This window comes from Nocardiopsis listeri, from assembly GCF_020741345.1.
Lineage (GTDB): Bacteria > Actinomycetota > Actinomycetes > Streptosporangiales > Streptosporangiaceae > Nocardiopsis > Nocardiopsis listeri_A.
The window spans coordinates 1-22691 of the sequence record NZ_DYZD01000411.1; the positions used below are offsets into that span (position 1 = coordinate 1).

Sequence of the window (22691 nt, forward strand, 5' to 3'; positions counted from 1 at the left end):
CCGCCGCCACAGGTCCACCATGGCCCGACCGGGGGGTCCATTGGTCCCACCGCGACAGGGGCGAAGGTCCCCTGCTCAGGGGTGCCGTGGCGGATCGCGCGAGCGCTGCTAGCTTCCTTCGGGGAAGCCACCGGCCGTGACGGGGACGTCGCCCACCATGACGACGTGCCCCGGCTCGGTCGTGCCCGAAATCCGGGCTTCGAGACCACCCTGCCCCGTGGCCTCTCCGGCGCGCGGGTGTGAAGGAGACAAATGCGCAAGATCCTCGTCGTCGGTGCCGGACAGTCCGGGCTGCAGTTGGCCCTCGGCCTGCTCTCGGAGGACTACGACGTGACCCTGGTGGATCCCAGGAGCCCCGACGACATCAGGGCGGGTCGTGTGATGTCCACGCAGTGTCTCTTCGGGCCGGCGCTGCGTCGTGAACGCCGCCACGGACTCGCCTTCTGGGACGACAAGGCGCCCGAGGTGAACGGTGTCGGCGTGCGGGTGGCGGCGCGGCAGGGCGGTCCGGTCCCCGAGGTGGACTGGGTCGGGCGCTTGGACGAACCCGCCCGATCGGTCGACCAGCGGATCAAGCTCGCCGCCTGGCTGGAACTGTTCGTCCAGGGCGGTGGCCGGTTCCTGCGTCACCGGGTGAGCCGGGAGGAACTGGAGGCGCTCGGCACGGAGTACGACCTCGTGGTGGTCGCCGCGGGCCGGGGCGAGCTCGCCGAGATCTTCCCCCGCGACACACGACGCTTCCACTTCAGGGAACCCCAGCGGCGCCTGGCGCTGGCCTACGTGAGCGGAGGCGAGGAACACCCGGCCGGGGGAGTCCTCTCGCGCACCGTGGTCCCCGACGCGGGCGAGGCCTTCACCCTGCCCACCCTGTCGCTGAACGGCCCCTGCCACGCCGTGATGGTGGAGGCCGTGCCGGGTGGGCCGCTCGACCGCCCCCTGGCGGAGGGAGCCACCGGAGACGACGTGCTCGCCGGACTGCTGGACGTACTGCGTCGTTACGCGCCCTGGGAGTACGAACGCTTCTCCCGCGCCCGCCTGGCCGACCCCATGGCCGCCCTGTACGGCGGCTACGCCCCGGTGGTCCGTGACCCCGTCGTCCGGATGCGGGGAGGGGCTCTGGTGTGGGGCATGGCCGACTCAGTGGTCGCCAACGACCCCATCACCGCCCAGGGTGCCAACATGGCGTCGCTGTGCGCCGACGTGTACCGGCGCGCCATCGTCGACCACGGCGGCCGGCCCTTCGACGAGGCGTTCATGCGCGGGGCCTTCAACACCTACTGGTACAGCGCCCGCCAGGTCACCGCCTGGAGTCGGGTGATGCTGTCCGGTCCGCCCCACGTTTGGGAGCTGTACCGGTTGGCCGAGCGGCACCGGCCCACCGCCGACCGGTTCGCCAACTCCTTCAGCGATCCCACCGGTCTCATCGACTGGTTCCTGCACCCCGAGCGGGCACTGGAGTACGTGGACGGGGTCCGGCGTGGGACCGACCTTTCGTCCCATCTTCCTACCACCTGATCCCGATCGGGTGAGGGGGGATATAGCTTCTCCTCCTAATGCTCGCTGAACTCCTCACACCCACCGACCACGTGCTCTTCGGCCAGATCGACGCGTGGGTCTTCCTTCTGGTGACGGCGGCCGCGGTCCTGGTCGGGGCCGCCGTCCAGAGCATGGTCGGCCTCGGCCTCGGCCTGGTCGCCGCTCCCGTCATCTCCTTCCTCGACCCCACGCTCATGCCGGGGGCTCTGCTGATCACCGTGGTCGTCCTCCCGGTGCTCACCCTGTTGCAGGGGTGGCGCCAGGTGGACTGGCGCGGTTTGGCCTGGGGGCTTCCGGCCCGTGTCCCGGGCACTCTGGTGGCCGTATGGGTGGTGGCCGTACTCGAACCCCGGGTCCTGGCGGCGTTCGTCGGGGTGATGGTGCTGGTGGCCGTCGCGATGACCGCTCGTTCCTTCAAGGTCCGCGTCACCCCGCTCTCGTTGGTCGTCGCGGGAACGCTCTCGGGCTTCGCGGGCACCGCCACCTCCGTCGGCGGCCCACCGATGGCGCTGGTCTACCAGAACGAGCCGTCGGAGAAGGTCCGGGCCACCCTGGCGGCGTTCTTCCTGTTCGGCGGGTTGTTCTCCCTGGCCGCCCTGGCCGCGGGAGACCAGATCGACACCCGGATCGTCGCCGTCGGCGTGTCCGTCATCCCCTTCATCGGCCTCGGTTTCCTCATCGGGAACCGGCTGCGCAGCAGAGTGAACCCGTCCCGGATGCGCACCGTCCTACTCACAGTGGTGTCCGTCTCCGCGGTGGGACTTCTCGTGCAGGCCGCGCTCGGATAGCCTCGGCACGCGTGGCCCCGATCTCGGCGCCCCGTTCCGGGGCCCGGGGCAAAGACGGTGGCGAAACCGAGTAATCTACGCCGCAACCGATGTGACGGCGGAGCCCATCGTGATACCTCACGAGAGGACACCGCCGGGCTTCCCACGGGTGGCGTCGGAGCCCTGACTTCGGGGGTTCCGGGCGGAACCCATGGACGAAGGCCCATAAACTCGGGTATGTATACCTGCCGGTAGCCAAGGCCGCCCCAAGACCGGGGACGCTTCTGGCAAACGTAAGCGGACACGCGGGACGAGGGGACTGACGAGACAGTGACACTGTTCGAGTCGATACAGAATCCGGAAGCGCTCAAGAGGCTTTCGGCCGATCAGCTCCCTGTGCTGGCCCGGGAGATCCGGGAGTTCCTGATCCGGTCGTGCGCCGAGACCGGTGGACACCTGGGCCCCAGCCTGGGCGTCGTCGAGTTGAGCATCGCCCTGCACAGGGTTTTCGATTCACCCGATGACCCGATCCTCTTCGACACCGGCCACCAGGCCTACGCGCACAAGGTCCTCACCGGACGGCACGACTTCGCCAACCTCAAGTCCGAGGGCGGGCTGTCGGGCTACCCCTCCCGCGCCGAGTCCGAGCACGACTTCATCGAGAACTCCCACGCCTCCACCGCCCTGTCCTACGCCGACGGCATGGCCAAGGCCAACGAGGTCCAGGGCCGCACCGACCGGACCGTCGTCGCCGTCATCGGTGACGGCGCGCTCACCGGCGGGATGTCCTGGGAGGCGCTCAACAACATCGCGGAGAAGAAGAACCGCCGCCTGGTCATCGTCGTCAACGACAACGGCCGTTCCTACTCGCCCACCACGGGCGGCCTCGCCGACCACCTGGCCTCGCTGCGCATGGCCCCCGGCTACGAGCAGGCCCTCGACCTGGCCAAGAGCACCCTCAACCGCACCCCGGTGGTCGGCCAGCCCATCTACGAGGCCCTCCACGGCCTGAAGAAGGGCCTCAAGGACACCATCCAGCCGCAGATGATGTTCGAGGACCTGGGCCTGAAGTACCTCGGCCCCATCGACGGCCACGACGAACAGGGACTGGAGAAGGCGCTGCGCCGCGCCCGCGACTTCGGCGGACCGGTGATCGTCCACGTCCTCACCCAGAAGGGCAAGGGCTACGCCCCGGCCGAGAACCACGACGAGGACCAGTTCCACGCCCCCGGCCCCTTCGACATCGACACCGGCGAGTCCAAGCCCGGACCCAAGGTGGAGAAGTGGACCGGCGTCTTCGCCGAGACCATGGTCGAACTGGGCGCCGAGCGTGAGGACATCGTCGGCATCACCGCCGCGATGCTCCACCCCACCGGCCTCAACAAGTTCGCCGACGCCTACCCCGACCGCATCTTCGACGTCGGCATCGCCGAACAGCACGCCGCCACCGCCGCCACCGGCATGGCGATGAACGGGCTGCACCCGGTGGTCGCCGTCTACGCGACCTTCCTCAACCGCTGCTTCGACCAGGTGCTCATGGACGCCGCCCTGCACCGCCAGGGCGTCACCTTCTGCCTGGACCGGGCCGGTGTCACCGGCAACGACGGAGCCAGTCACAACGGCATGTGGGACATGTCGATCCTTCAGGTCGTGCCCGGGCTGCGCCTGGCCGCTCCGCGCGACGCCACCCGCCTGCGCACCCTGCTGCGCGAGGCCGTGGCCGTGGAGGACGCGCCCACCGTCGTGCGCTACCCCAAGGGCGCCGTCGCCGAGGAACTGCCCGAGATCGGCAAGGTCGGTTCCATGGACCTGCTGCGCCGAGCCACCGACGGCGGTCACACCAAGGACCTGCTCATCGTGGGCGTGGGCACCATGGCCCAGGTCGCCTGTGAGGTCGCCGACCGCATGGCCGACCAGGGCATCGGCGTCACCGTCATCGACCCGCTCTGGGTCAAGCCCCTGGACGAGGCACTGGTGGCCGAGGCCGCCGAGTACTCCGTCGTCGCCGTCGTGGAGGACAACGGTCGCACCGGCGCCGTCGGTGACGCGGTGGCCCGCCTGCTGCGCGACCACGAGGTGGACGTGCCCGTGCGCACCTTCGGTATCGAGCAGGAGTTCTTGGACCACGCCAAGCGCGACCGGATCCTCCAGCAGCAGGGCCTGACCCCGCAGGAGCTGTCCCGCAAGCTCACCGAGACGGTCTCCCGTCGCGGTGAGGGCGCCGGCGCCGCACGCGAACTGGCCGACGAAACCGCCTGACCTCGGGCTCTGGCAGCACCGGACGCAAGCTTCGGTGCTGCCAGAATGGGGCCATGACCTCTTCCGAACCCGAGCAGAACCCCGAAACGCCCGAACCGGAGGAGGCCGCCCCGCTCAGGGTGGCCGTGATCGGCTCCGGCCCCGCGGGCATCTACACCGCCGACGCGCTCACCCGCCAGAGTCGGGTGCCCGTCCGTGTGGACATCCTCGACCGCCTGCACACCCCCTACGGGCTGGTCCGCCACGGCGTGGCCCCCGACCACACCAAGATCAAGGGTGTGGCCAGGGCACTGCGTCGAATCCTGGAACACCCCCACGTGACCTTCGTCGGCGGCGTCGAGTTCGGCTCCGACCTGACCCGCGCGGACCTGTCCCGCTCCCACCACGCCGTCGTGTACGCCACCGGTGCCGGTGTCGATCGGCGCATGGGGATCCCCGGTGAGGACCTGCCCGGCAGCGTGGCCGCCACCGACTTCGTCAACTGGTACTGCGGCCACCCCGACAGCGAGCTCGAACGGTTCGTCCTGGACGCCGAGGCGGTCGCCGTGGTCGGGGCCGGCAACGTCGCCCTGGACGTGGCCCGCATCCTGGTCAAGACCGCCGACGAGCTCCGCCACACCGACATCCCCCAACCCGCCCTGGACGCGCTCTCTCGGAGTCGCGTCCGCACGGTGCACGTGCTCGCCCGGCGTGGCCCCCTCCAGGCCAAGTTCACCGCGCCCGAGCTGCGCGACCTGATGAAGCTGCCCGGCGTTGACGTGGTCGTGCGCCCCGAACAGGTCGACATCGACCTCGCCGAAGTGGGCACCGACCGGCCCGGGTTCCGTGAGGTCGCCAAGGCCTCCCGCACCAACCTCAAGCTGCTGCGCGAACAGGCGACGCGCGAGCCGCAGGGCCGCCCGCGTCGCATCGAGTTCCACTTCTGGACCCGCCCCGAGCGGATCGTGGGCGCGGAAGGGGTGGAGGGGCTGCGTGTGGAGCACACCCGTCTGGACGACCGGGAGAGGCTGGTGGACACCGGGGAGCACTCGACGCTGAACGTGGGCATGGTGCTGCGTTCGGTCGGCTACGCGGGGGTGCCCCTGACCGGGGTGCCCTTCGACGAACGCGGACGCACCGTGCCACAGGAGGAGGGGCGGGTGCTGAACGGCGGCGGGAGCGTCGTACGGGGTGACTACGTCGCCGGGTGGATCAAGCGCGGCGCCACCGGGGTGATCGGCACCAACAAGTCCGACGCCGCCGCGACCGTGCGCTCCCTGTTGGCCGACGCCGACGCTCTGCGCGCCGGGGTGCCCGAACCGGTGGAACTGGTCGACGTCCTGGCCGAGCGGGGGCTGACCGCCAGCGACTACGAGGGCTGGCTGCGCATCGACGAGGCCGAGGAGGGGCTCGCCGCCGAGCTCGACCGGGGCGCACGGGTCAAACTCGGCGGATGGGAGGCCTACCGCAAGGCGTTGGGTCGCGGGTGACTCTCAGCCGACCTGGTCCGCTTCGGCGCCGTAGGTGTTGCAACCGGCCACGGTGCCCCCGTCCCAACCCGCTTCCAACCACTGGGAGCGACTGGTGGCGCTGCCGTGGGTGTCCAGGTCACCACCGTCGTTGAAGTGCCGGTTGACCACGTCGAGGGCGTCGCCCCCGGGGTCGACGATCCCGCGCAGCGCGATCCCTGCCATGCATTCGGCCTGGAGTTCGGTACGGCGCAACGTGTCGAGTTCGTCTTCCTCACTGCCCGCGCTTCGGCGCAGGTCGTGGGAGACACGCAGGATGCCGGTGGAGTTCTGGACGTGGTGGGCGTACTCGTGGCCCATCAGGGCCAGCCACACGACCTCGCGCTCGTCCGCTGGGACGGCCTCCGACACCTCGCGCACGTTGGGCAGGATCACGGTGATGGTGGCGACGTCGCTCTCGTAGTAGGCCAGGGTGAAGGCCTCCTCCGTGTCGCTGTCCAGACCCTGGTCGGTGACGATGACGTCGGGCAGGTCGGGGACGAGTCGGAGCTCCTCCATCACCGGTGCCCACAGCTCGTCCAGACAGGCCCCGGCCTCCCGGGAGAAACCCTCCCAGGACTCGTCGGATTCGACGTCCAGGTCGGGCAGGTCGCAGTCGATCGGCGGCGGTATGGCCATGTCGTACAGCGGGTGGTCGACCAGGTCGATCTCCGCGGGCGCCGGTCGGGCGAGCAGTTCTTGGTCCCGGAGGGCGGAGAGGTCGGCTCCACCTGGGGAGGACTGCTGCTGTGGTGTGTTGGCCACGACCACCACACCGGCGATGAGGGCGACCAGGGCCATCGACGCGGCGGCGAAGGCCGCGATGAGCACGGCCTTGCCCCGGTCCGCGCGCCGAGGCGGGGGATACCACGTCTGCGGCGGCCCCCAGTGGGGATACCACGGTGGCCCCTGCGGGGGCGCCCATCCCGGCCGTGGACGTGCCCCGGCGAACGCCTGCGGCGGCCACGGTGCACGGGGTCCCTGCGGCACCGGAACGTGGGGCCCCTGCGTCGACCACATCCCCTGTGAAGGGCCCCCGGGCGCACTCTGGGGCCGCACGCCGCCCGCAACGTTCACCACGGGGCTTTCGCCAGGAAGCGCTGAGACGCCTGTGGCGCCAGGTGCCTGCGGTGGGCCCGGGGCGTGATGAGTACGCGTCGTCTCGGGCGTTTGCGGGGCCCGGGGCGTTCCCGCGGAGTCCACCCCCTGCGGAGCCTGCGGTGGCCGACCGGGATCGGGAGCCTGTGAGGTGCCCGGGGAAGGAGAGGTGTCGGTCACCTGCGGGGCCGGCGCGGCCTCTCGGGGCGCGCGGGATGGCGGCTCCGCTCCCGGGGAGTGTCCCGGGTGGGTGCCGTGCCGGTCGGGCCGGGGGAGGTCCCCGGGAGCCTCGTCTCCGGTTCGGTTGTCCACGGGGCCGTCCTCGTCATCGCGCCGACAGGGAAAGGGCATGTCCGTTTTGTACCCACGAAACGGACAACTGCCCCACGACCCAGTATGGGTCAACCGGCGGTGTCCGTGACGGGCCTCCCCATGTGACCAACAGGGAGATACCGGACACCGAGGCCGGACATCAGGTTCTGAAGCTCGGACTCGAAGAAAGGTTCCATGTCGTTGACGACGAATCCCAGGTGCTGGAAAACCTCCATGCACACCACCCCGTAGATGCGAATCCAGCACCGGGTGAGCACCAGGGCCGCTCCCGTGGGCATGGCGTGCGCGGACAACCCCACGGTGTCGGAGAAGGAGCGCAGCTCGGCGGTGAGTTCTGGTCCGATCTCCTCGTCCGTGGGCAGCGGGATGTCCTTCTCCTGGACCAGGCGGTCGCACAGGGCGAAGAAGGTGGACGCGAAGCGCCTGCCCGCCTCCAGCGCCGGGGCGATGTCGGCCTCCGGGTCGAGCCGGGAGCTCGGCCCGAACATCACGGAGAACTCGGCCGGGTGGGTGATGGCCCAGGTGCGCAACGCTCGCAGCGCACAGTGCAGGCGCAGCTCGGTGTCCTCCGGCGGGGCCGAGGCGTCGGCGTCGGCGACGGTCTCGGCCAACTCGTCGAACATGTCGGCGGTGATCGCCACCAGCAGCGCGTCGATGCCCGGCACGTAACGGTACAACCCCGGTGCCGTCATGCCCATCTCGCGGGCGATCGCGCGCAGGGAGACCCCGGCCACACCCTGCTCCACGAGGTGTCTGCGCGCGATCGACTTGATCTCCGCGAGTGTGGCCTCTCGCACACGATCGCGGCGACTGGGTACGGCCTCGGATCGCGGCTCGCTCGTGACCGGCGGTTTCGTCATGTTCAGTGGTCCACCCCGTCTCGGCACCGGTTCTGCGGTGCCGCTCTGTTCGGTCGACGATATTGACATCGTAACTGGTGCACGCTTAAGTGAACGCCGTTAGCAAACAGCGTTAACGGATATGACGCGTGTTCGCACAGAGGAGCGGGAATGTCGACGAAAACGGGGTTCTTCGGCCGACTGGGGCTCGGAGCCCACCGCGGGAGATGGTGGGTCATCGCCGTGACCGGCCTGTTCGCGGTGCTCTCCGTGTTCTGGGGACTCGGGGTCTTCCAGGACGTCAGCGATAGCGGCTTCGAGGACCCGGGATCCGAGTCCTCCCGGGCCATGGACCTCATCGAGGACGAACTGGGACACGCCGACATCGACATCATCGCGGTGTTGCGCAGCGACGAGATCAAGGTCGACAACCCCACCTTCGCCCAGGCGGTACAGCGCATCTCCGACGACCTGCCCGAGGACGTCGTCGCCGACCACGACGTCTACCTCGACGAGGAACTCACCGACATCGAACGCGGCATGCTCGTGTCCGAGGACATGCACGCCACGTACATGCCGATCACCCTCACCGGTCGAAGCCACCAGGAACGACTCGACCAGTACCAGGAAGCCGCCGCCGCACTGGAGGCCGGCCCCCTTGAAACTCACCTCGGTGGCCCCATCGCGGTCGAACACGAGCTCTCCGAGACCGCCGAGAGCGACATCGTCCGCGCCGAGATGTTCACCCTGCCCGTGCTGTTGCTCCTGCTGGTGCTGATCTTCGGCGGTCTCATCGCGGGCCTGATGCCCCTCGCGGTCGGTGGCCTGGCCATCCTCGGTTCCCTGACCGTGCTGCGCGCCCTCACCCACGTCACCGAGGTCTCCGTCTTCGCCATCAACGTGGCCACCCTCCTCGGGCTGGGGCTGGCGATCGACTACGGCCTGTTCATGGTCAGCCGCTTCCGCGAAGAACTGAACAAGGGCCGCGACGTACGCGAGGCCGTCGGCCGGACCGTGGACACCGCGGGACGCACCGTCGCCTTCTCCGGCGTCACCGTCGGTATCGCCTTCGCCGGGCTGCTCTTCTTTCCCCAACCCATCCTGCAGTCCATCGGTTGGGGCGGGATCGCCGTCGTCGCCTTCGACCTCGTGGCCGCACTCGTCTTCCTGCCCGCCCTGCTGTCGGTGGTGGGCCGTCGGATCGACCGGATGAGGCTGCCACTACCGCGCCGCACCGTCACCGGGACCCTCGACGAGAACGCCGGAACCTGGGCCAGACTGGCCCGCACCGTCATGCGCGGCCCGGCCGTCTCACTGGTCGCGGTCGCCTGCGTCCTGGTGGCCTTCGGCTCCGGACTGGCCTCGACCGACCTGGGCACCACCGACCAGCGCTACCTGCCGGCCGACGCCGACTCCCGGATCGCGACCGAGGCGGTGGGGGAGGACTTCCCGGCGGGTCGGATCGGCCGACTGCACGTGGCCGTGACGGGAGACCCCGCCGAGGAGGCGATCGACGAGTACGCCGAACGCCTGGAGGGCCTGCCCGGCGCCGCGCTCGTCACCGTGGAACGCACCGGTGACGGCATCGCCCACATCGAGGTGGGCTACCAAGGGGCCACCGACTCGCCCGAGGTCCAGGCGCTCGTGGAGGACGTGCGCGCCGAATCGCCCCCTGAAGGCGCCGACGAGGCACTCGTGGGCGGTGTGGCCGCCATGCAGTTGGACAACCTCGACGCCATCGTCGACAACGCGCCCATCACGATCGCGTTCATCATCGGGTCCACTCTGCTCCTGCTCTTCCTGGCCTTCGGGTCGATCGTGCTGCCGATCAAGGCGGTGCTCATGGGCGCGCTGTCCCTGAGCGCCTCACTCGGCGTGGTGATCTGGGGCTTCCAGGAGGGGCACTTCTCGGCCCTGCTGGGCTTCGACGCGGTCGGCACCATCGACCCCACCTACCTGGTGCTGGTCACCATCGTGGCCTTCGGGTTGGCGATGGACTACGAGCTGTTCCTGCTCAGCCGGGTGCGGGAGGAGTACCTGCGCAGCGGCGACAACACCCGGTCGGTGGCTCTGGGCCTGCAACGCACCGGACGCATCATCACCAGCGCCGCCCTGCTGCTGGGCGTGGTGCTGTTGGCGATGGGCACCTCCGGCCTGCTCTTTTTGAAGATCATCGGGGTGGGCCTGGCGATCGCGGTCCTGGTGGACGCCACCCTGGTCCGGGCGATCATGGTGCCCGCCACCATGCGCCTGCTCGGCGCCTGGAACTGGTGGCTGCCCCGGCCCCTGCGTTGGCTCCACGACCGCATCGGTATCTCCGAGGGAGGCGACAAGGAGGAGCCGGCCCGGCCCGACTCCGAACACACGCGCGAGCGGCTCTCCGCCGGCGTGTGACCGCTCGGGCAGGTCGGGCCGATGGTCGCCGCACCATCGGCCCGACCTGCCCGAGGCCTCATGGGACTTCCACCGCCACCTCGGGTTCTCGGAGAACGGCTCCGCGTATATCCGGTGTTCGCGGGACCGACACGGAGAACGCCTCACCAAGGGTCGCCGGTGAATAATGGGCGCGGTCATGGGAGCACGTTGAGGGGTCGTCCCGGTCAGGGCTCCGGTCCGGGGCGGCGACGACAGGGAACGGGCCCGGCCTCCAGGGGAGACCGGGCCCGTTCGGGTACCACCGAGGCTCGTCCTTAGACGGCCTTCGGGGCGCCCTCGTGGAAGGGCCTGCCGTTCACCTCGGTGGACACCCCGACCTTGTCCAGGTAAGGGGTGATGCCACCGGTGTGGAAGGGCCAGCCGGCACCCGTGATCAGGCACAGGTCGATGTCGGCGGCCTCGGCCACCACGCCCTCGTCCAGCATGATCCGGATCTCCCTGGCCAGGGCGCGCAGGGCCCGGTCCAGGATCTCCCGCTCCTCGGACGGGTTGTCGCCGCCGTCGAGGAGCTCCTTCACCTCGGGGTCGATGGTGAAGTCCGGGGCGAAGATCGCCGTCTTGCCGGCCTCGACCACGGCCGCCAGCTGCGGGGAGACCGCGAAGCGCTCGGGGAAGGCCTCGTGCAGGGTCTCCGCGACGTGCAGGCCGACGGCCGGACCGACCAGCTGCAGCAGCATCAGCGGCGACATCGGCAGACCCAGCGGCGCGACCGCGCGGTCGGCGACCTCGGGCTCGGTGCCCTCGCCCACGGCGGCCAGGACCTCGCCCATGAACAGGGTGAGCAGACGGTTGACGACGAACGCCGGGGCGTCCTTGCACAGCACCGAGGTCTTCTTCAGCTTCTTGGAGACGGCGAAGGCCGTGGCAAGGGAAGCGTCGTCGGTCTTCTCGCCGCGGACGATCTCCAACAGCGGGAGGACGGCGACCGGGTTGAAGAAGTGGAAGCCCACGACCCGCTCGGGGTGCTCGAGCTCCGAGGCCATCTCGGTGATCGAGAGGGAGGAGGTGTTGGTGGCCAGGATCGCCTCAGGGGAGACCACGGCCTCCACCTCGGCGAAGACCTGCTTCTTGATCTCCATCTTCTCGAAGACGGCCTCGATGACGAAGTCGGCGTCCGAGAAGGCGTCCTTGGTCAGCGAACCGGTGACCAGGGCCTTGAGGTGGTTGGCCTTGTCCTGGTTGACGCGCCCCTTCTTCAGGAGCTTGTCGACCTCACCGTGGACGTAGGCCACGCCCTTGTCCAGGCGGTCCTGGTCCAGGTCGGTCATGACGACCGGAACGTCCAGGCGGCGCGCGAACAGCAGGGCCAGCTGACCGGCCATCAGACCGGCGCCGACGACGCCGACCTTGGTGACCTTGCGGGCCAGCGACTTGTCCGGGGCGCCGGCGGGACGCTTGGCGCGCTTTTGGACCAGGTCGAAGGCGTAGAGGCCGGCCTTGAGCTCCGGGCTCATGATGAGCTCGGCGAGCGCCTCGTCCTCGGCCGCGAAGCCCTCGTCACGGGTGGCGGTCTTGGCGGCGGCGACCAGCTCGACCGCGCGGGCCGGGGCCGGGGCGGCGCCGTGCAGCTTGCCCTCGACCACGAAACGGCTCATGTTGACCGCGTTGTCCCAGGCCTCGCCCTTGTCGACCTCGGGGCGCTCCACCTTGACGTCGCCCTTGACGACCCGGGCGGCCCAGCGCAGGGACTCCTCGACGAAGTCGGCCGGTTCGAAGATGGCGTCGGCGATGCCCATCTCGAAGACCTGCTTGCCCTTGATGACCTTGTTCTGGGCGAGCGGGTTGTCGATGATGATCTTGAGGGCCTTCTCGGCGCCGATCAGGTTGGGCAGCAGGTAGGTGCCGCCCCAACCCGGGACGAGGCCGAGGAAGGTCTCGGGCAGGGAGAAGGCCGGTACGCCGGAGGAGATGGTGCGGTAGGTGCAGTGCAGACCCACCTCGACGCCACCGCCCATGGCCGCGCCGTTGATCAGCGCGAAGGTCGGTACGTCCAGCTCGCCGAGCTTGCGGAACACGTCGTGCCCGAGCTTGCCGATGGCCTTGGCCTGCTCGAGGGTCTGGATGGCGGGAACGCCGGTGAGGTCGGCGCCGACCGCGAAGATGAACTGCTTGCCGGTGACGGCGACCGCGACGATGTCGGTGCGCGCCTTGGCGGCCTCGATCGCGGCGTCCAGGCTGAGCAGACCACCGGGGCCGAAGGTGTTCGGCTTGGTGTGGTCGTGCCCGTTGTCCAGGGTGATCAGGACGGCCTTGCCCGCCCCGTAGGGGAGCTCGATGTCACGGGAGAGCGCCTTGGTGACGACCTCGTCCTTGAACAGCTCTCGGGCCTCTTCGATCGCGGTGCTCACTTGCCCCCCTCGTAGTTGGTGTTCTCCCAAAGGATGGTCCCGCCCATGCCCAGACCCACGCACATGGTGGTGATGCCGTAGCGGACGTCGGGGCGCTCGGCGAACTGGCGCGCGAGCTGCATCATCAGACGGCCGCCGGAGGAGGCCAGCGGGTGACCGACGGCGATCGCGCCGCCCCACGGGTTGACGCGGGCGTCGTCGTCGGCGATGCCGAAGTGTTCGAGGAAGGCCAGCACCTGGACGGCGAAGGCCTCGTTGATCTCGATCAGACCGATGTCGTCGATCGAGATGCCCTGGCGGGCGAAGAGCTTCTCGGTGGCCGGGACGGGGCCGACACCCATGACCTCGGGCTCGACACCGGTGAAGGAGAAGTCGACCAGGCGCATCTTGGCGTCCAGGCCCAGCTCCTCGGCGACCTCCTCGGCCATCAGCAGGGTGCCGGTGGCACCGTCGTTGAGGCCGGCGGCGTTACCGGGCGTCACGTTGCCGTGCGCGCGGAACGGGGTCTTCAGGGTGGCCAGCGACTCCATGGTGGTGCCGGGGCGCGGCGGCTCGTCCTGCGTGGCCAGGCCGAAGCCCTTCTCCGCGGAACGGACCAGGGTCTCGACCAGGTCGGGCTGGATCTTGCCGTCGGCGTAGGCCTTGGCGACCTTCTCCTGGCTGCGCACCGCGTAGGCGTCGGCGCGCTCCTTGGTGATGGTCGGGTACCGGTCGTGCAGGTTCTCGGCGGTGTTGCCCATGACCAGCGCGGACGGGTCGACCAGCTTCTCGGAGATGATCCGGGGGTTGGGGTCGACGCCCTCACCCATGGGGTGGCGGCCCATGTGCTCGACGCCGCCGGCGATCACGACGTCGTAGGCACCGAAGGAGATGCCCGCGCCGGCGGTGGTCGCGGCGGTGAGCGCGCCGGCGCACATGCGGTCGATGGAGTAACCGGGGACGCTCTTGGGCAACCCGGCCAGGATCGCGGCGGTGCGCCCGAGGGTCAGACCCTGGTCGCCGATCTGGGTGGTGGCGGCGATGGCGACCTCGTCGACGCGCTCCGGGGGCAGGCCCGGGTTGCGGCGCATCAGTTCGCGGATCACACGGACGACGAGGTCGTCGGCGCGCGTCTCGGCGTAGAGGCCCTTGCCTGACTTGCCGAACGGGGTGCGGACCCCGTCGACGAACACGACTTCGCGGGCGGTTCGCGGCACGATGGCCCCTCCTTCTTCAAGCGATGGGTGGACTGTTGGAGTCATGCTACTCGCCAGTAACAAATAGTGCGAGCAGCGGGGCGGGTCCTACCGGAAGTAAGGAGAGCCCCGACTCTCGGTGATCGTGGCCGAAGTGATCAACGCGGTGCGATGGGCGCGGATTTCGTCCCCGACACCAAGCCTGGAGGGTGCGTGGTCGATCCCGACCTCGAACACGCCGACCTGCTCGGACAAGCTCCCAAGGCGCCCCTCCGGACCCGGGGGCGAGCCCGCCTGACCTCAGCCCTGTCCGTCGAGGAACCGGGTCACGAAGCGGTCGACGTTGAGACGCAGGCGTTGGATCCGCTCCTCCCGGCCGATCGTCTCCGCCGGCTGGATCAACGAGGACTCCCGCTTGCCCCGCGCGTACAGCGGGCAGGCCAGGTCGGCGCACACGTACAGCCCCACGGTGTCGCCCTGTCTGCCGGCCTTGCCGGGCTTGGGTGCGCTGAACAGGCGCACGCCACCGGCGGGGTGCACGGTCAGGCAGAACGAGCACGTCATCGACTTGAAGAAGTCGGTCTTGGGGCCGCCGTTGGGCAGGCGCAGGGCGATCCCGATCGGTCGCTCACCGGAGTCGATCACCAGGTAGGCGCGGCCCGGCGCCTTGGGGTCGACCCACCCGAGGAAGTCCATGTCCTCCCAGGGAAGGAGTGGCATGGTCGGAGGCCAGGTCATCCGCCTGGTCTCGCCCTTGGGGCAGTTGACGAACGAGGAGCGGATCTCCTCGTCACTGAGATCGAGCATGGCACTCTCCGGTCGTTCGGTGTGGTGATGGAGCCCGGTTCGGTCGACGTGGCGGCGTGGCGCCGACGAGGAACCGACCAACGGATACTGCCGGCCGGGCCCCGGGCACGCGAGTGGTTTTCGCACGTGGCGCGTCGCGCTCCCGGCCGGCGGCGCCCTCCCCGAAGGGACGCGGGCCCGGGCGACGCGTACCCGGCCCGTCGTACCGAGAACACCGAGGGCCGAGGACCCCGAAGGATCCCCGGCCCGATGTCGTTCTCGGTACTTCAGAGCAGAGCGTCGGCCTCGTGGTGACGCCCCGCCGCGTTGTAGGCCCCCGCCAGGTCGCGGCGCAGACGCACCGTCAACCGGCGCACCTCCGGGTCACCGGAGGAGTTGAGCGCCGCCCGGTAGGCCTCGCGCAGCACCTCGACGGCCTCGTCGGGGCGGCCGGCCTGGGTGTGGGAGCGGCCCAGCCGGTGGTGCACGGCCAGGGTGTCCAGGTGGCCCTTGCCGAGCCGGCGCCTACGGGCGGCCAGCACCATGCGCAGCTGGGAGATGGCCTCCTCGTAGCGGCCGGACATGCTCTGTGCGGCGCTCAGACCCAGACGCAGCTCCTCGCGGCGCTTGGTGGAGGCGACGTCCTCGATGGCCCGCTCGTAGTGGGCCACGGCGGCGTCCAGCCGGCCGCTGCGGCGGTAGCACACGGCCAGGCGCATGCGCGCCTCCACCGTGTCCTCGTCGGCCGGACCGAACTGGCCCTCACGCTGACCGAGCAGGATCTCCCACTGACCGGCGGCATCGGCCGGACGCCCCGCGTCCTCGAACGCCCAGGCCAGGTTCTCCCGGATGATCTCGGTGCGCGGGTGCTCCTCGCCGTAGACCGAGACGGCCTCGGCCAACGCCAGCTCGAACTGTTGTACGGCGGCCTGACGTCGCCCCATCTGCGCGTACTTGGTCGCGAGGTTGTTGCGGGCCGTGATGGTGTCGGGGTGCTCGGTGCCCAGCCGCTCCACCAGCGACTGCAGGGTGCGCTCCAGGGCGGCGGCGCGCATCCCGGCGGTGGGCACGACCGAACCGGAGCCCGAGCCCTTGACCGAGGTCGCCCTCGTGGGAGTGCCGTTCCCCTTCGTGGGGGTCGTCTTCACGGAGGTCGTTCCCGCTTCGGATCCGGTCGGCCGTTCGGTTCGCTCGGGCAGCGCGGCGGCCATGGCCTTGGAGGGCTCCATCGCGGCCGTCGCCGAGACCTGTTCCGGTACCGCGGTCGGGCGAACCTCGGAGTCCGTGGCATGTTCCTCGGGATACTCCGTGCGGTCCGTGGAAGTGGGCTGGACGACCCGGGTCGACTCGACCTCGGCAGAACGCATCAAGCCGGCCCTGCGCAGCAACACACGCCAGAACGACAAGCGGACTCACCACATTTCCCTGATCACGTACCGGGACCTTGTGGGTCCACGGTCCGATACACACCCAACGAACAGATCACGATCCCCTGACGATCCGGGGCACGCTTCTATAACTTAATCGGACACCGGGCTACGGAACAGGCATGAACCGCCCTCAGGGGGTGGTGACTTCCATCACGTTAGGGTTCAATGCGTCGTGATGGGGTAATCGCTATTCCTTCTCAGCCTCGCGCAAAGCGTCGGCCAGTGCCCGTGAGGTCAGCCCGACCTGCCAGTTCCGGGCCCCTCGAGAGCGCAGGAACTCACCCACCGAGTCCGGGTCCACGGTCTTCGGAGGTGCCCACGCCAACCTTCTGACGCTGTCCGGCAGCAGCAGGTTCTCCGTGGGCATCACGACCTCCTCGGCGATCCTCGTCACCGTGGAGCGGGCCGCGTCGAGGCGCCGTGCGGCCTCGGGGGCGCGGTCGGCCCACCGGTTCACCGGGGGCGGTCCGTCACCGGGGGCGTTGGGGCGTGGAAGCTCGGCCTGGGCCATGTCCCGGGTCCGGTTGATCGCCTTGATCCAGGTGTTCAGGTAGCGCTTGGCCAGCTTGATGCCGAACTGGCGGATCCTGGTCAGCTCGGGGACGGTGCGCGGCATGGCGGTGGCCGCCTCCACGATCGCGACGTCGGGCAGCACCCGACCGGGAGAGGTGTCGCGCTCCTGGGCGATGCGGTCGCGCTCGTACCAGAGCTCGCGCACCGCGGCCAGGGAGCGCTGGTTGCGGACCTTGTGGATGCCGGAGGTGCGCCGCCAGGGGTCGGGGCGCGGCTCTTTGGGCGGCGCGGCCAGGACCGAGGCGAACTCCTCCCGGGCCCACCCCAGCTTCCCGCTCTCCTCCAGCTCCCGCTCCAGACCGTCCCGGAGCTCGATGAGGATCTCCACGTCCAGGGCCGCGTAGCGCAGCCAGTCCTCGGGCAGCGGTCGTTGCGACCAGTCCACCGCCGAGTGTTCCTTGGCCAGGCGCAGGTTCAACAGCCGCTCCACCATGAACCCCAGACCGACCCGCTGGTACCCGAGCAGACGCCCGGCCAGTTCGGTGTCGAACAACCTGGAGGGGCGCAGGTTCACCTCGGTCAGGCAGGGCAGGTCCTGGTGGGCCGCGTGCAGCACCACTTCGGCCCCGTCGATCGCGTCGTTGACCCGGCTCAGATCGGGGCAGGCGATCGGATCGATCAGGGCCGAACCGGAACCCTCACGGCGCAGCTGGACCAGGTAGGCACGTTGGCCGTACCGGTAACCGGAGGCACGCTCGGCGTCCACCGCGACGGGGCCGGAACCGGCGCCGAGCGCCGCGACCACACCCGCGAGGGTGTCGGGATCCGCCGTGACCTGGGGAAGGCCCTCGCGTGGTTCCCGCAGCAGAGGCGCCCTCTCCGATTCGTCGTTGTCGGTTTCGCGGGAGTCTGTCTTGGAGTTCAACGCGTTCGCCACACCACTACGGTATGCGCTGTGGCCACCGAACGCGGATATGGGCCGCCCCGTGGCGACCGTGGAACGGTGCCCGGGGCATCCTTCGAAGGACCCCTCAGGGGCGTGAACGTTGGCGTGCGATGTCGGTGACGTCCAGGGGCGGCAGACCGGAGGCGGAGGCCAGCAGGGCCAGCCACGCGTTCACATGAGGCGTCAGATCGTCCGACTCCGGCGTCCACGAGGCGCGCATCTCGACCTCGGTGTTGGCGCCTTCGTGCGCCTTGGTGCCGAACCCCTCCGTCGTCGCCCTGGTGACGGTCCCGCTCAACGTGTGATGCGTGGCCTCGTTGACCTCCAGGGCGTCGGTGAGCCAACTCCAGGCCACCGGGCCGAGCAGGGGATCGGTGGCGATCTCCGACTCCAGTTCCGAGTTGGCCTGGCACACGACCCGGAAGGGCCCGGGCCAGTCACGGGTGTTCTCGGGGTCGTACAGGACGATCAGTCGTCCCCAGGCGATCTCCTCGTCCTGGACGGTGACCTCGGCCGAGACGGCGGCGGAGTGCGGCGCCAACCGTTGGGGCGGGGGGATCTCCCGGACGGCGATCTCGGGGCGCAGCAGAGGGGACCGCAGGGCCTCGACCGCTCGCCGGAACGTGTCTTGTGCGTTCTCGGCGCTACCGACATCGGGCATGGTGGAAACGTCAGCCTTCATATTGTGGTGATCACGTCCTGGCGGGGGTCGTCGGGACGTGTCCCGCCGATGGTGTGATGGTGGGCACTGGTCGACGGTGGCACGAGTCACCGGCGGGGGGTCGCAGATCCCCCGGCGTGTCGGGCTTTTGTGATGATCTTGGGACCGCGAAACCGTCAACCGCGCAGGTTCGCGCCCGAATCCCCCTCGGGTTCGGCGCGGTTTCCCCTCACGTCCCGGGCGGACGGGGTCGAGACCGTGCCCGGTCCCGCCCGGTGATCCGAGTGGGACCTTTGCGAAGGGCATGGCACGATCAAGGTGTGACGCTTCAAGACTCTCCATTCATTCGTGCCTGCCGGCGCCTTCCCGTGAGCCACACCCCGGTGTGGTACATGCGCCAGGCCGGGCGTTCCCTGCCCGAGTACCTCCAGGTCCGCGCCGACGTGCCGATGCTGGAGTCGTGTACGCGCCCTGACATGGTCACCGAGATCACCATGCAGCCCGTACGCCGCTACGACGTCGACGCCGCGATCTTCTTCAGCGACATCGTCGTCCCGCTCAAGGCCATCGGTATCGACCTCGACATCAAGCCCGGGGTCGGTCCCGTGGTCGAGGACCCGATCCGTGGCGCCGGCGACATCAAGCGGCTGCGCGACATCGAACCCGACGACGTCCACTTCATCACCGAAGCGGTCGGCCAGATCGTCGGCGAGCTCGGCGACAAGCCGCTCATCGGGTTCGCCGGGGCGCCGTTCACGCTCGCCTCCTACCTGATCGAGGGCGGGCCCTCCAAGAACCACGAGCACACCAAGGCGCTCATGTACGGCGAGCCCGAGCTGTGGGACGAGCTCATGCGCCGTCTGGCCGCCATCTCGCTCGGCTTCCTGCGCACCCAGATCGAGGCGGGGGCCAGCGCGGTCCAGCTGTTCGACTCCTGGGTCGGCGCGCTGAGCGCCGAGGACTACCGTGCCTCGGTGCTGCCCTACACCTCCTGGATCTTCGGTCAGCTCAGTGAGTACGAGGTGCCGCGCATCCACTTCGGCGTGGGTACCGGCGAACTCCTCGGCCTGCTCGGGGAGGCCGGCGCCGACGTGGTGGGCGTGGACTGGCGGGTGCCGCTGGACAAGGCCGCCCAGCGGGTCCAACCGGGCATCGCCCTGCAGGGCAACCTGGACCCGGCGACCCTGTTCGCCCCCTGGGAGGTCGTCGCCGACCGTACGCGCGACATCCTCTCCCGCGGGCGCGCCGCCGAGGGCCACATCTTCAACCTGGGTCACGGGGTGCTGCCGACCACCGACCCGACCATGCTGGAGCGCCTCACCGCGTTCGTGCACGAGGAGACCGCGGGTTAGCGGTCCGTTCCAACGGCCCGGCCCCGTGGGCCGACCGTTCTCACGCCGACGCCCGGCCCCGTTACGGGAGCCGGGCGTCGGCGTGTCCTGGGTGGGACGGGGTCAAGAACCCGACCGGCCGTCGGAACCCTCGTCACCGGATCCCGAGTCGTCGTCGGAGCGCTCCGTGTCCTCGGTGGCCTCGGGGGCGGTCTCGACCGTCGAGGTCGTCCCGGTGGGCGTGGTCGCCACCGCCTGGTGCCGGCGAGGACGCACCCGCCCGAGCCGGCGCCCGAAGCGACGTCCGGTCCGGCCCTCGGGCTTCGGGTTCTCCTGCCGACGGCGACGCAGGCGCCACAGCGGCCAGGCCCCGATCACCGCGGCGACCAGGGCGAACGGCAGCAACCAGCCCACGACCACGGCCAGGCCCTCGCCCAGCGAGAGCAGCGCTCGCCACCCGCGCTCCAGCCCGCCCAGGAAACCGATCGACTCGTCGTCGGACCGCTCCTCCAGGTAGGTGGAGGGAGGACGCAGGGTCAGGTGCACCGTCGAGTACGAGGTCTGGTTCTGCAACGTCTCCAACCGGGCCTGGAAGGACTCCAGGTCCGCCTGCCGGTCCTGGATCTCCCGCTCCACCCGGAGCAGGTCGTCGACGTTCTCGGCCTCCTCCAGGTAGCCGCGCAGCGACTCCAGCGCGGTCTCGGAGGACTCGATGCGGCTCTCGACGTCGGCGATCTCCTCGGTGACGTCCTCCACCGACCGTTCGATGTCGGAGCGGTCGCCGAGCTCGGCCAGGTCGGTCAGCGCCCCCTCGTACTCCCCGTTGGGGATGCGCAGGGTCAGTGACCCCTCGGGGGTGCCGTCGGCGGGCGTGGACAGCTCTTCGGAGGCGACGTACCCGTCCAGCCCCCGGGTCAGCTCCTTGGCGTCCTCGGCGGACCGGGCCACGTCCTGCACCCGCACGGTCATGTGCGCGGTGTGGATGAGTCGCCGGTCGTCGATCTCCACGTCGGAGCCGACCGTGTCGGCGGACTCGGCCTCTTCGCCGCCCCGCTCGGCCCCCTCCACCCCCTCGGGGGCCTCGGCGTCGGCGTTCTCGGGCGCGGTGAGGTCCCGGGACTCGGGGGCCGAACTCCCGGCGGACTCGAAGTCCGCCTGCTCCGAGGTCGCGCCGCAGGAGGTCAGTAACAGTGCGCCCAGGACGGCGGAGGTCATCACCGTGACGATGCGCCCCGGACGCGCAGGCGTTGAAGTGTCCATGCCGGTTCGACGGGGCGGGGCCGGATCGCGTTCTGCTCTTCCGATAACGGCAGGACAACGGGTCGGACGCCCCCCGGTCACGGGTCGTCGGGGCACATCCGGGCGTCCGACGTCCCGTAGGGGCGAGGCGAAGCGTTGTGACACACGGCATCTGGAAAGCTGGAGGCATGGCTGAAGCACCGCATGTCGTCGTGGTCGGGGGCGGGGTCTCCGGATTGACCGCCGCGTACCGTCTCAACGCCCGGGGGATCACCACCACCGTGCTGGAGGCCGCGGACGTACCGGGAGGCAAACTGCGCGCCTCACCGGTGGCCGGGGTCTCCGTCGACGCCGGGGCCGAGGCGGTGCTCGCACGCAGACCCGAGGCGGTGGAGCTGTTCTCCGAGCTCGGACTGGACGATCGGATCGTCCACCCCGGACCCGGATCGGCCGCCGTCTACAGCCGTGGACGCATTCGATCCCTGCCCAAGGGCCAGCTCATGGGCGTGCCCGGGGACCTTCGGGCCCTGGCCCGCAGTGGGGTGCTGTCCCCGATCGGGACCGCGCGGGCCGCGCTGGACCTGGTCTGGCCGAGCACCCCGGTGCGTTCGGACGTGCCGGTGGCGACCTACGTGGGCACCCGAATGGGGCGCCAGGTGGTGGAACGACTGGTCGAACCCCTGCTCGGCGGTGTGTACGCGGGCCGGGCCGAGGAACTCTCCCTCGATTCCACCCTGCCGCAGATCGCTCCGATGGCCCGATCGGACCGTTCGCTGATGCGAGCGGTGCACCGAAGCCTCAAGGGACGGGGTTCGGCACCCACCAAGACCGGCCCGGTCTTCGCCTCCCTGCGCGGCGGAGTCGCGTCGGTCGTGGACGCTCTGGCCGCTCGACAGAAGGACCTGCGAACCGGCACCCGGGTTCGGACCCTCGCCCGCACTCCACAGGGCTGGAGCGTGCGGCTGGAGGGCGCGCAGGGGGTCGAGGAGCTCACCTGCGACGCGGTGCTGCTGGCCTGCCCGGCCGCCGAGGCCTCCCGGCTCCTCGCCGACACCGCGCCCATCGCCGCCCGTGAGCTGCGCGGCGTCGACTACGCGAGCATGGCCCTGGTGACCTTCGCCCTGCCCGCCTCCGCGTTCCCCGAGCCCCTGACCGGCACGGGTTTCCTGGTTCCGGCGGGGGAGGGGACCACCATCAAGGCCGCGACCTTCTCCAGTAACAAGTGGCCCTGGATCGCCCGGGAGCTGGATAGGGTCGAACCGGGCGCGGACCTGGTCGTTCTTCGGTGCTCCATCGGACGTTTTCGCGAGGCGAACGTCCTGGACCGCTCCGACGAGGAACTGGCCGCCGCCGCCCTCGCCGACCTGACGAAGGTGACCGGCCGGACCGGCCGGCCCGTCGAAACCCGGGTGACCCGCTGGACCGACGGTCTGCCGCAGTACGGGGTCGGCCACGCCGACCGGGTGGAGCGGATCCGCGCGGACGTGCGGGCCCGCACAGGGCTCGG

At 70.1% G+C, this 22691-nt stretch carries 16 protein-coding genes; 7 read left to right on the forward strand and 9 right to left on the reverse strand.

Translation table 11 applies throughout. The annotated features are described in order from the left end of the window. Positions 1-252: 252 nt before the first annotated feature. The 4 genes from K8V84_RS22140 to K8V84_RS22155 all read left to right on the forward strand — a co-directional run bounded on the left by K8V84_RS22140 (position 253) and on the right by K8V84_RS22155 (position 6031). Positions 253-1515, forward strand: a complete 1263-nt coding sequence (locus K8V84_RS22140) for a styrene monooxygenase/indole monooxygenase family protein (RefSeq protein ID WP_304078260.1) — start codon at positions 253-255, stop codon at positions 1513-1515. A 38-nt stretch (positions 1516-1553) separates the two neighbouring features. After that, positions 1554-2324, forward strand: coding sequence for a sulfite exporter TauE/SafE family protein (locus K8V84_RS22145; RefSeq protein ID WP_304078262.1), 771 nt, complete (start codon positions 1554-1556; stop codon positions 2322-2324). Between the two features lie 309 nt (positions 2325-2633). Then, positions 2634-4562: a 1-deoxy-D-xylulose-5-phosphate synthase gene (gene dxs, locus K8V84_RS22150; RefSeq protein WP_304078265.1), complete on the forward strand. Its 1929-nt coding sequence runs from the start codon at positions 2634-2636 to the stop codon at positions 4560-4562. Positions 4563-4615: 53 nt separating this feature from the next. Continuing rightward, positions 4616-6031: an FAD-dependent oxidoreductase gene (locus tag K8V84_RS22155; RefSeq protein ID WP_304078267.1), complete on the forward strand. Its 1416-nt coding sequence runs from the start codon at positions 4616-4618 to the stop codon at positions 6029-6031. Between the two features lie 3 nt (positions 6032-6034). On the opposite strand, the gene K8V84_RS22160 is transcribed toward K8V84_RS22155, so the two are convergent. Both K8V84_RS22160 and K8V84_RS22165 read right to left on the reverse strand, forming a co-directional pair. After that, entirely contained in the window at positions 6035-6880 is an 846-nt protein-coding gene (locus tag K8V84_RS22160) for a neutral zinc metallopeptidase (RefSeq protein WP_304078269.1), read from the reverse strand. 668 nt (positions 6881-7548) lie between these two features. Continuing rightward, positions 7549-8340 carry a TetR/AcrR family transcriptional regulator gene (locus tag K8V84_RS22165; RefSeq protein ID WP_304078272.1) on the reverse strand — a complete coding sequence of 264 codons (792 nt, stop codon included), beginning with the start codon at positions 8338-8340 and terminating at the stop codon, positions 7549-7551. 150 nt (positions 8341-8490) lie between these two features. On the opposite strand from K8V84_RS22165, the gene K8V84_RS22170 reads away from it, so the two are divergent. Next, positions 8491-10713, forward strand: a complete 2223-nt coding sequence (locus K8V84_RS22170; protein WP_304078275.1) for an MMPL family transporter — start codon at positions 8491-8493, stop codon at positions 10711-10713. A gap of 296 nt (positions 10714-11009) precedes the next feature. On the opposite strand, the gene K8V84_RS22175 is transcribed toward K8V84_RS22170, so the two are convergent. From K8V84_RS22175 to K8V84_RS22200, 6 genes are all read right to left on the reverse strand, one after another. Then, positions 11010-13103: a 3-hydroxyacyl-CoA dehydrogenase NAD-binding domain-containing protein gene (locus tag K8V84_RS22175; protein ID WP_304078278.1), complete on the reverse strand. Its 2094-nt coding sequence runs from the start codon at positions 13101-13103 to the stop codon at positions 11010-11012. Further along, the gene (locus tag K8V84_RS22180; RefSeq protein WP_304078280.1) at positions 13100-14299 is read right to left on the reverse strand and encodes an acetyl-CoA C-acyltransferase; all 1200 of its coding nucleotides are present in this window, start codon (positions 14297-14299) and stop codon (positions 13100-13102) included. The genes K8V84_RS22175 and K8V84_RS22180 overlap by 4 nt, the downstream gene beginning before the upstream one ends. Positions 14300-14578: 279 nt before the next feature. Then, entirely contained in the window at positions 14579-15085 is a 507-nt protein-coding gene (locus K8V84_RS22185; RefSeq protein ID WP_304078282.1) for an FBP domain-containing protein, read from the reverse strand. 266 nt (positions 15086-15351) lie between these two features. Further along, positions 15352-16470: a tetratricopeptide repeat protein gene (locus K8V84_RS22190; protein ID WP_304078284.1), complete on the reverse strand. Its 1119-nt coding sequence runs from the start codon at positions 16468-16470 to the stop codon at positions 15352-15354. A gap of 211 nt (positions 16471-16681) precedes the next feature. Further along, positions 16682-17944, reverse strand: coding sequence for a ribonuclease D (locus K8V84_RS22195; protein ID WP_304078286.1), 1263 nt, complete (start codon positions 17942-17944; stop codon positions 16682-16684). Between the two features lie 94 nt (positions 17945-18038). Beyond that, complete coding sequence (locus tag K8V84_RS22200; RefSeq protein ID WP_304078288.1) at positions 18039-18614, reverse strand: DUF3000 domain-containing protein; 576 nt, start codon at positions 18612-18614, stop codon at positions 18039-18041. A 344-nt stretch (positions 18615-18958) separates the two neighbouring features. Here K8V84_RS22200 and hemE point away from each other — a divergent pair, with 344 nt between their 5' ends. After that, positions 18959-19966, forward strand: a complete 1008-nt coding sequence (gene hemE, locus K8V84_RS22205) for a uroporphyrinogen decarboxylase (protein ID WP_369696653.1) — start codon at positions 18959-18961, stop codon at positions 19964-19966. A gap of 102 nt (positions 19967-20068) precedes the next feature. Here hemE and K8V84_RS22210 read toward each other — a convergent pair whose 3' ends face one another. Further along, positions 20069-21160, reverse strand: coding sequence for a DUF4349 domain-containing protein (locus K8V84_RS22210; protein ID WP_304078293.1), 1092 nt, complete (start codon positions 21158-21160; stop codon positions 20069-20071). A 212-nt stretch (positions 21161-21372) separates the two neighbouring features. Between K8V84_RS22210 and hemG the strand changes: the two genes are divergently transcribed. Next, positions 21373-22691: protoporphyrinogen oxidase (hemG, locus tag K8V84_RS22215; RefSeq protein WP_304078296.1), on the forward strand; the 1319-nt coding region annotated here is incomplete at its 3' end.

Coding starts and splice junctions, on each gene's coding strand:
- K8V84_RS22140 (WP_304078260.1), top strand. CDS start 253: ATGCGCAAGATCCTCGTCGTCGGTGCCGGACAGTCCGGGCTGCAGTTG.
- K8V84_RS22145 (WP_304078262.1), top strand. CDS start 1,554: ATGCTCGCTGAACTCCTCACACCCACCGACCACGTGCTCTTCGGCCAG.
- K8V84_RS22155 (WP_304078267.1), top strand. CDS start 4,616: ATGACCTCTTCCGAACCCGAGCAGAACCCCGAAACGCCCGAACCGGAG.
- K8V84_RS22165 (WP_304078272.1), bottom strand. CDS start 8,340: ATGACGAAACCGCCGGTCACGAGCGAGCCGCGATCCGAGGCCGTACCC.
- K8V84_RS22170 (WP_304078275.1), top strand. CDS start 8,491: ATGTCGACGAAAACGGGGTTCTTCGGCCGACTGGGGCTCGGAGCCCAC.
- K8V84_RS22185 (WP_304078282.1), bottom strand. CDS start 15,085: ATGCTCGATCTCAGTGACGAGGAGATCCGCTCCTCGTTCGTCAACTGC.
- K8V84_RS22200 (WP_304078288.1), bottom strand. CDS start 18,614: ATGCCCGATGTCGGTAGCGCCGAGAACGCACAAGACACGTTCCGGCGA.
- K8V84_RS22210 (WP_304078293.1), bottom strand. CDS start 21,160: ATGACCTCCGCCGTCCTGGGCGCACTGTTACTGACCTCCTGCGGCGCG.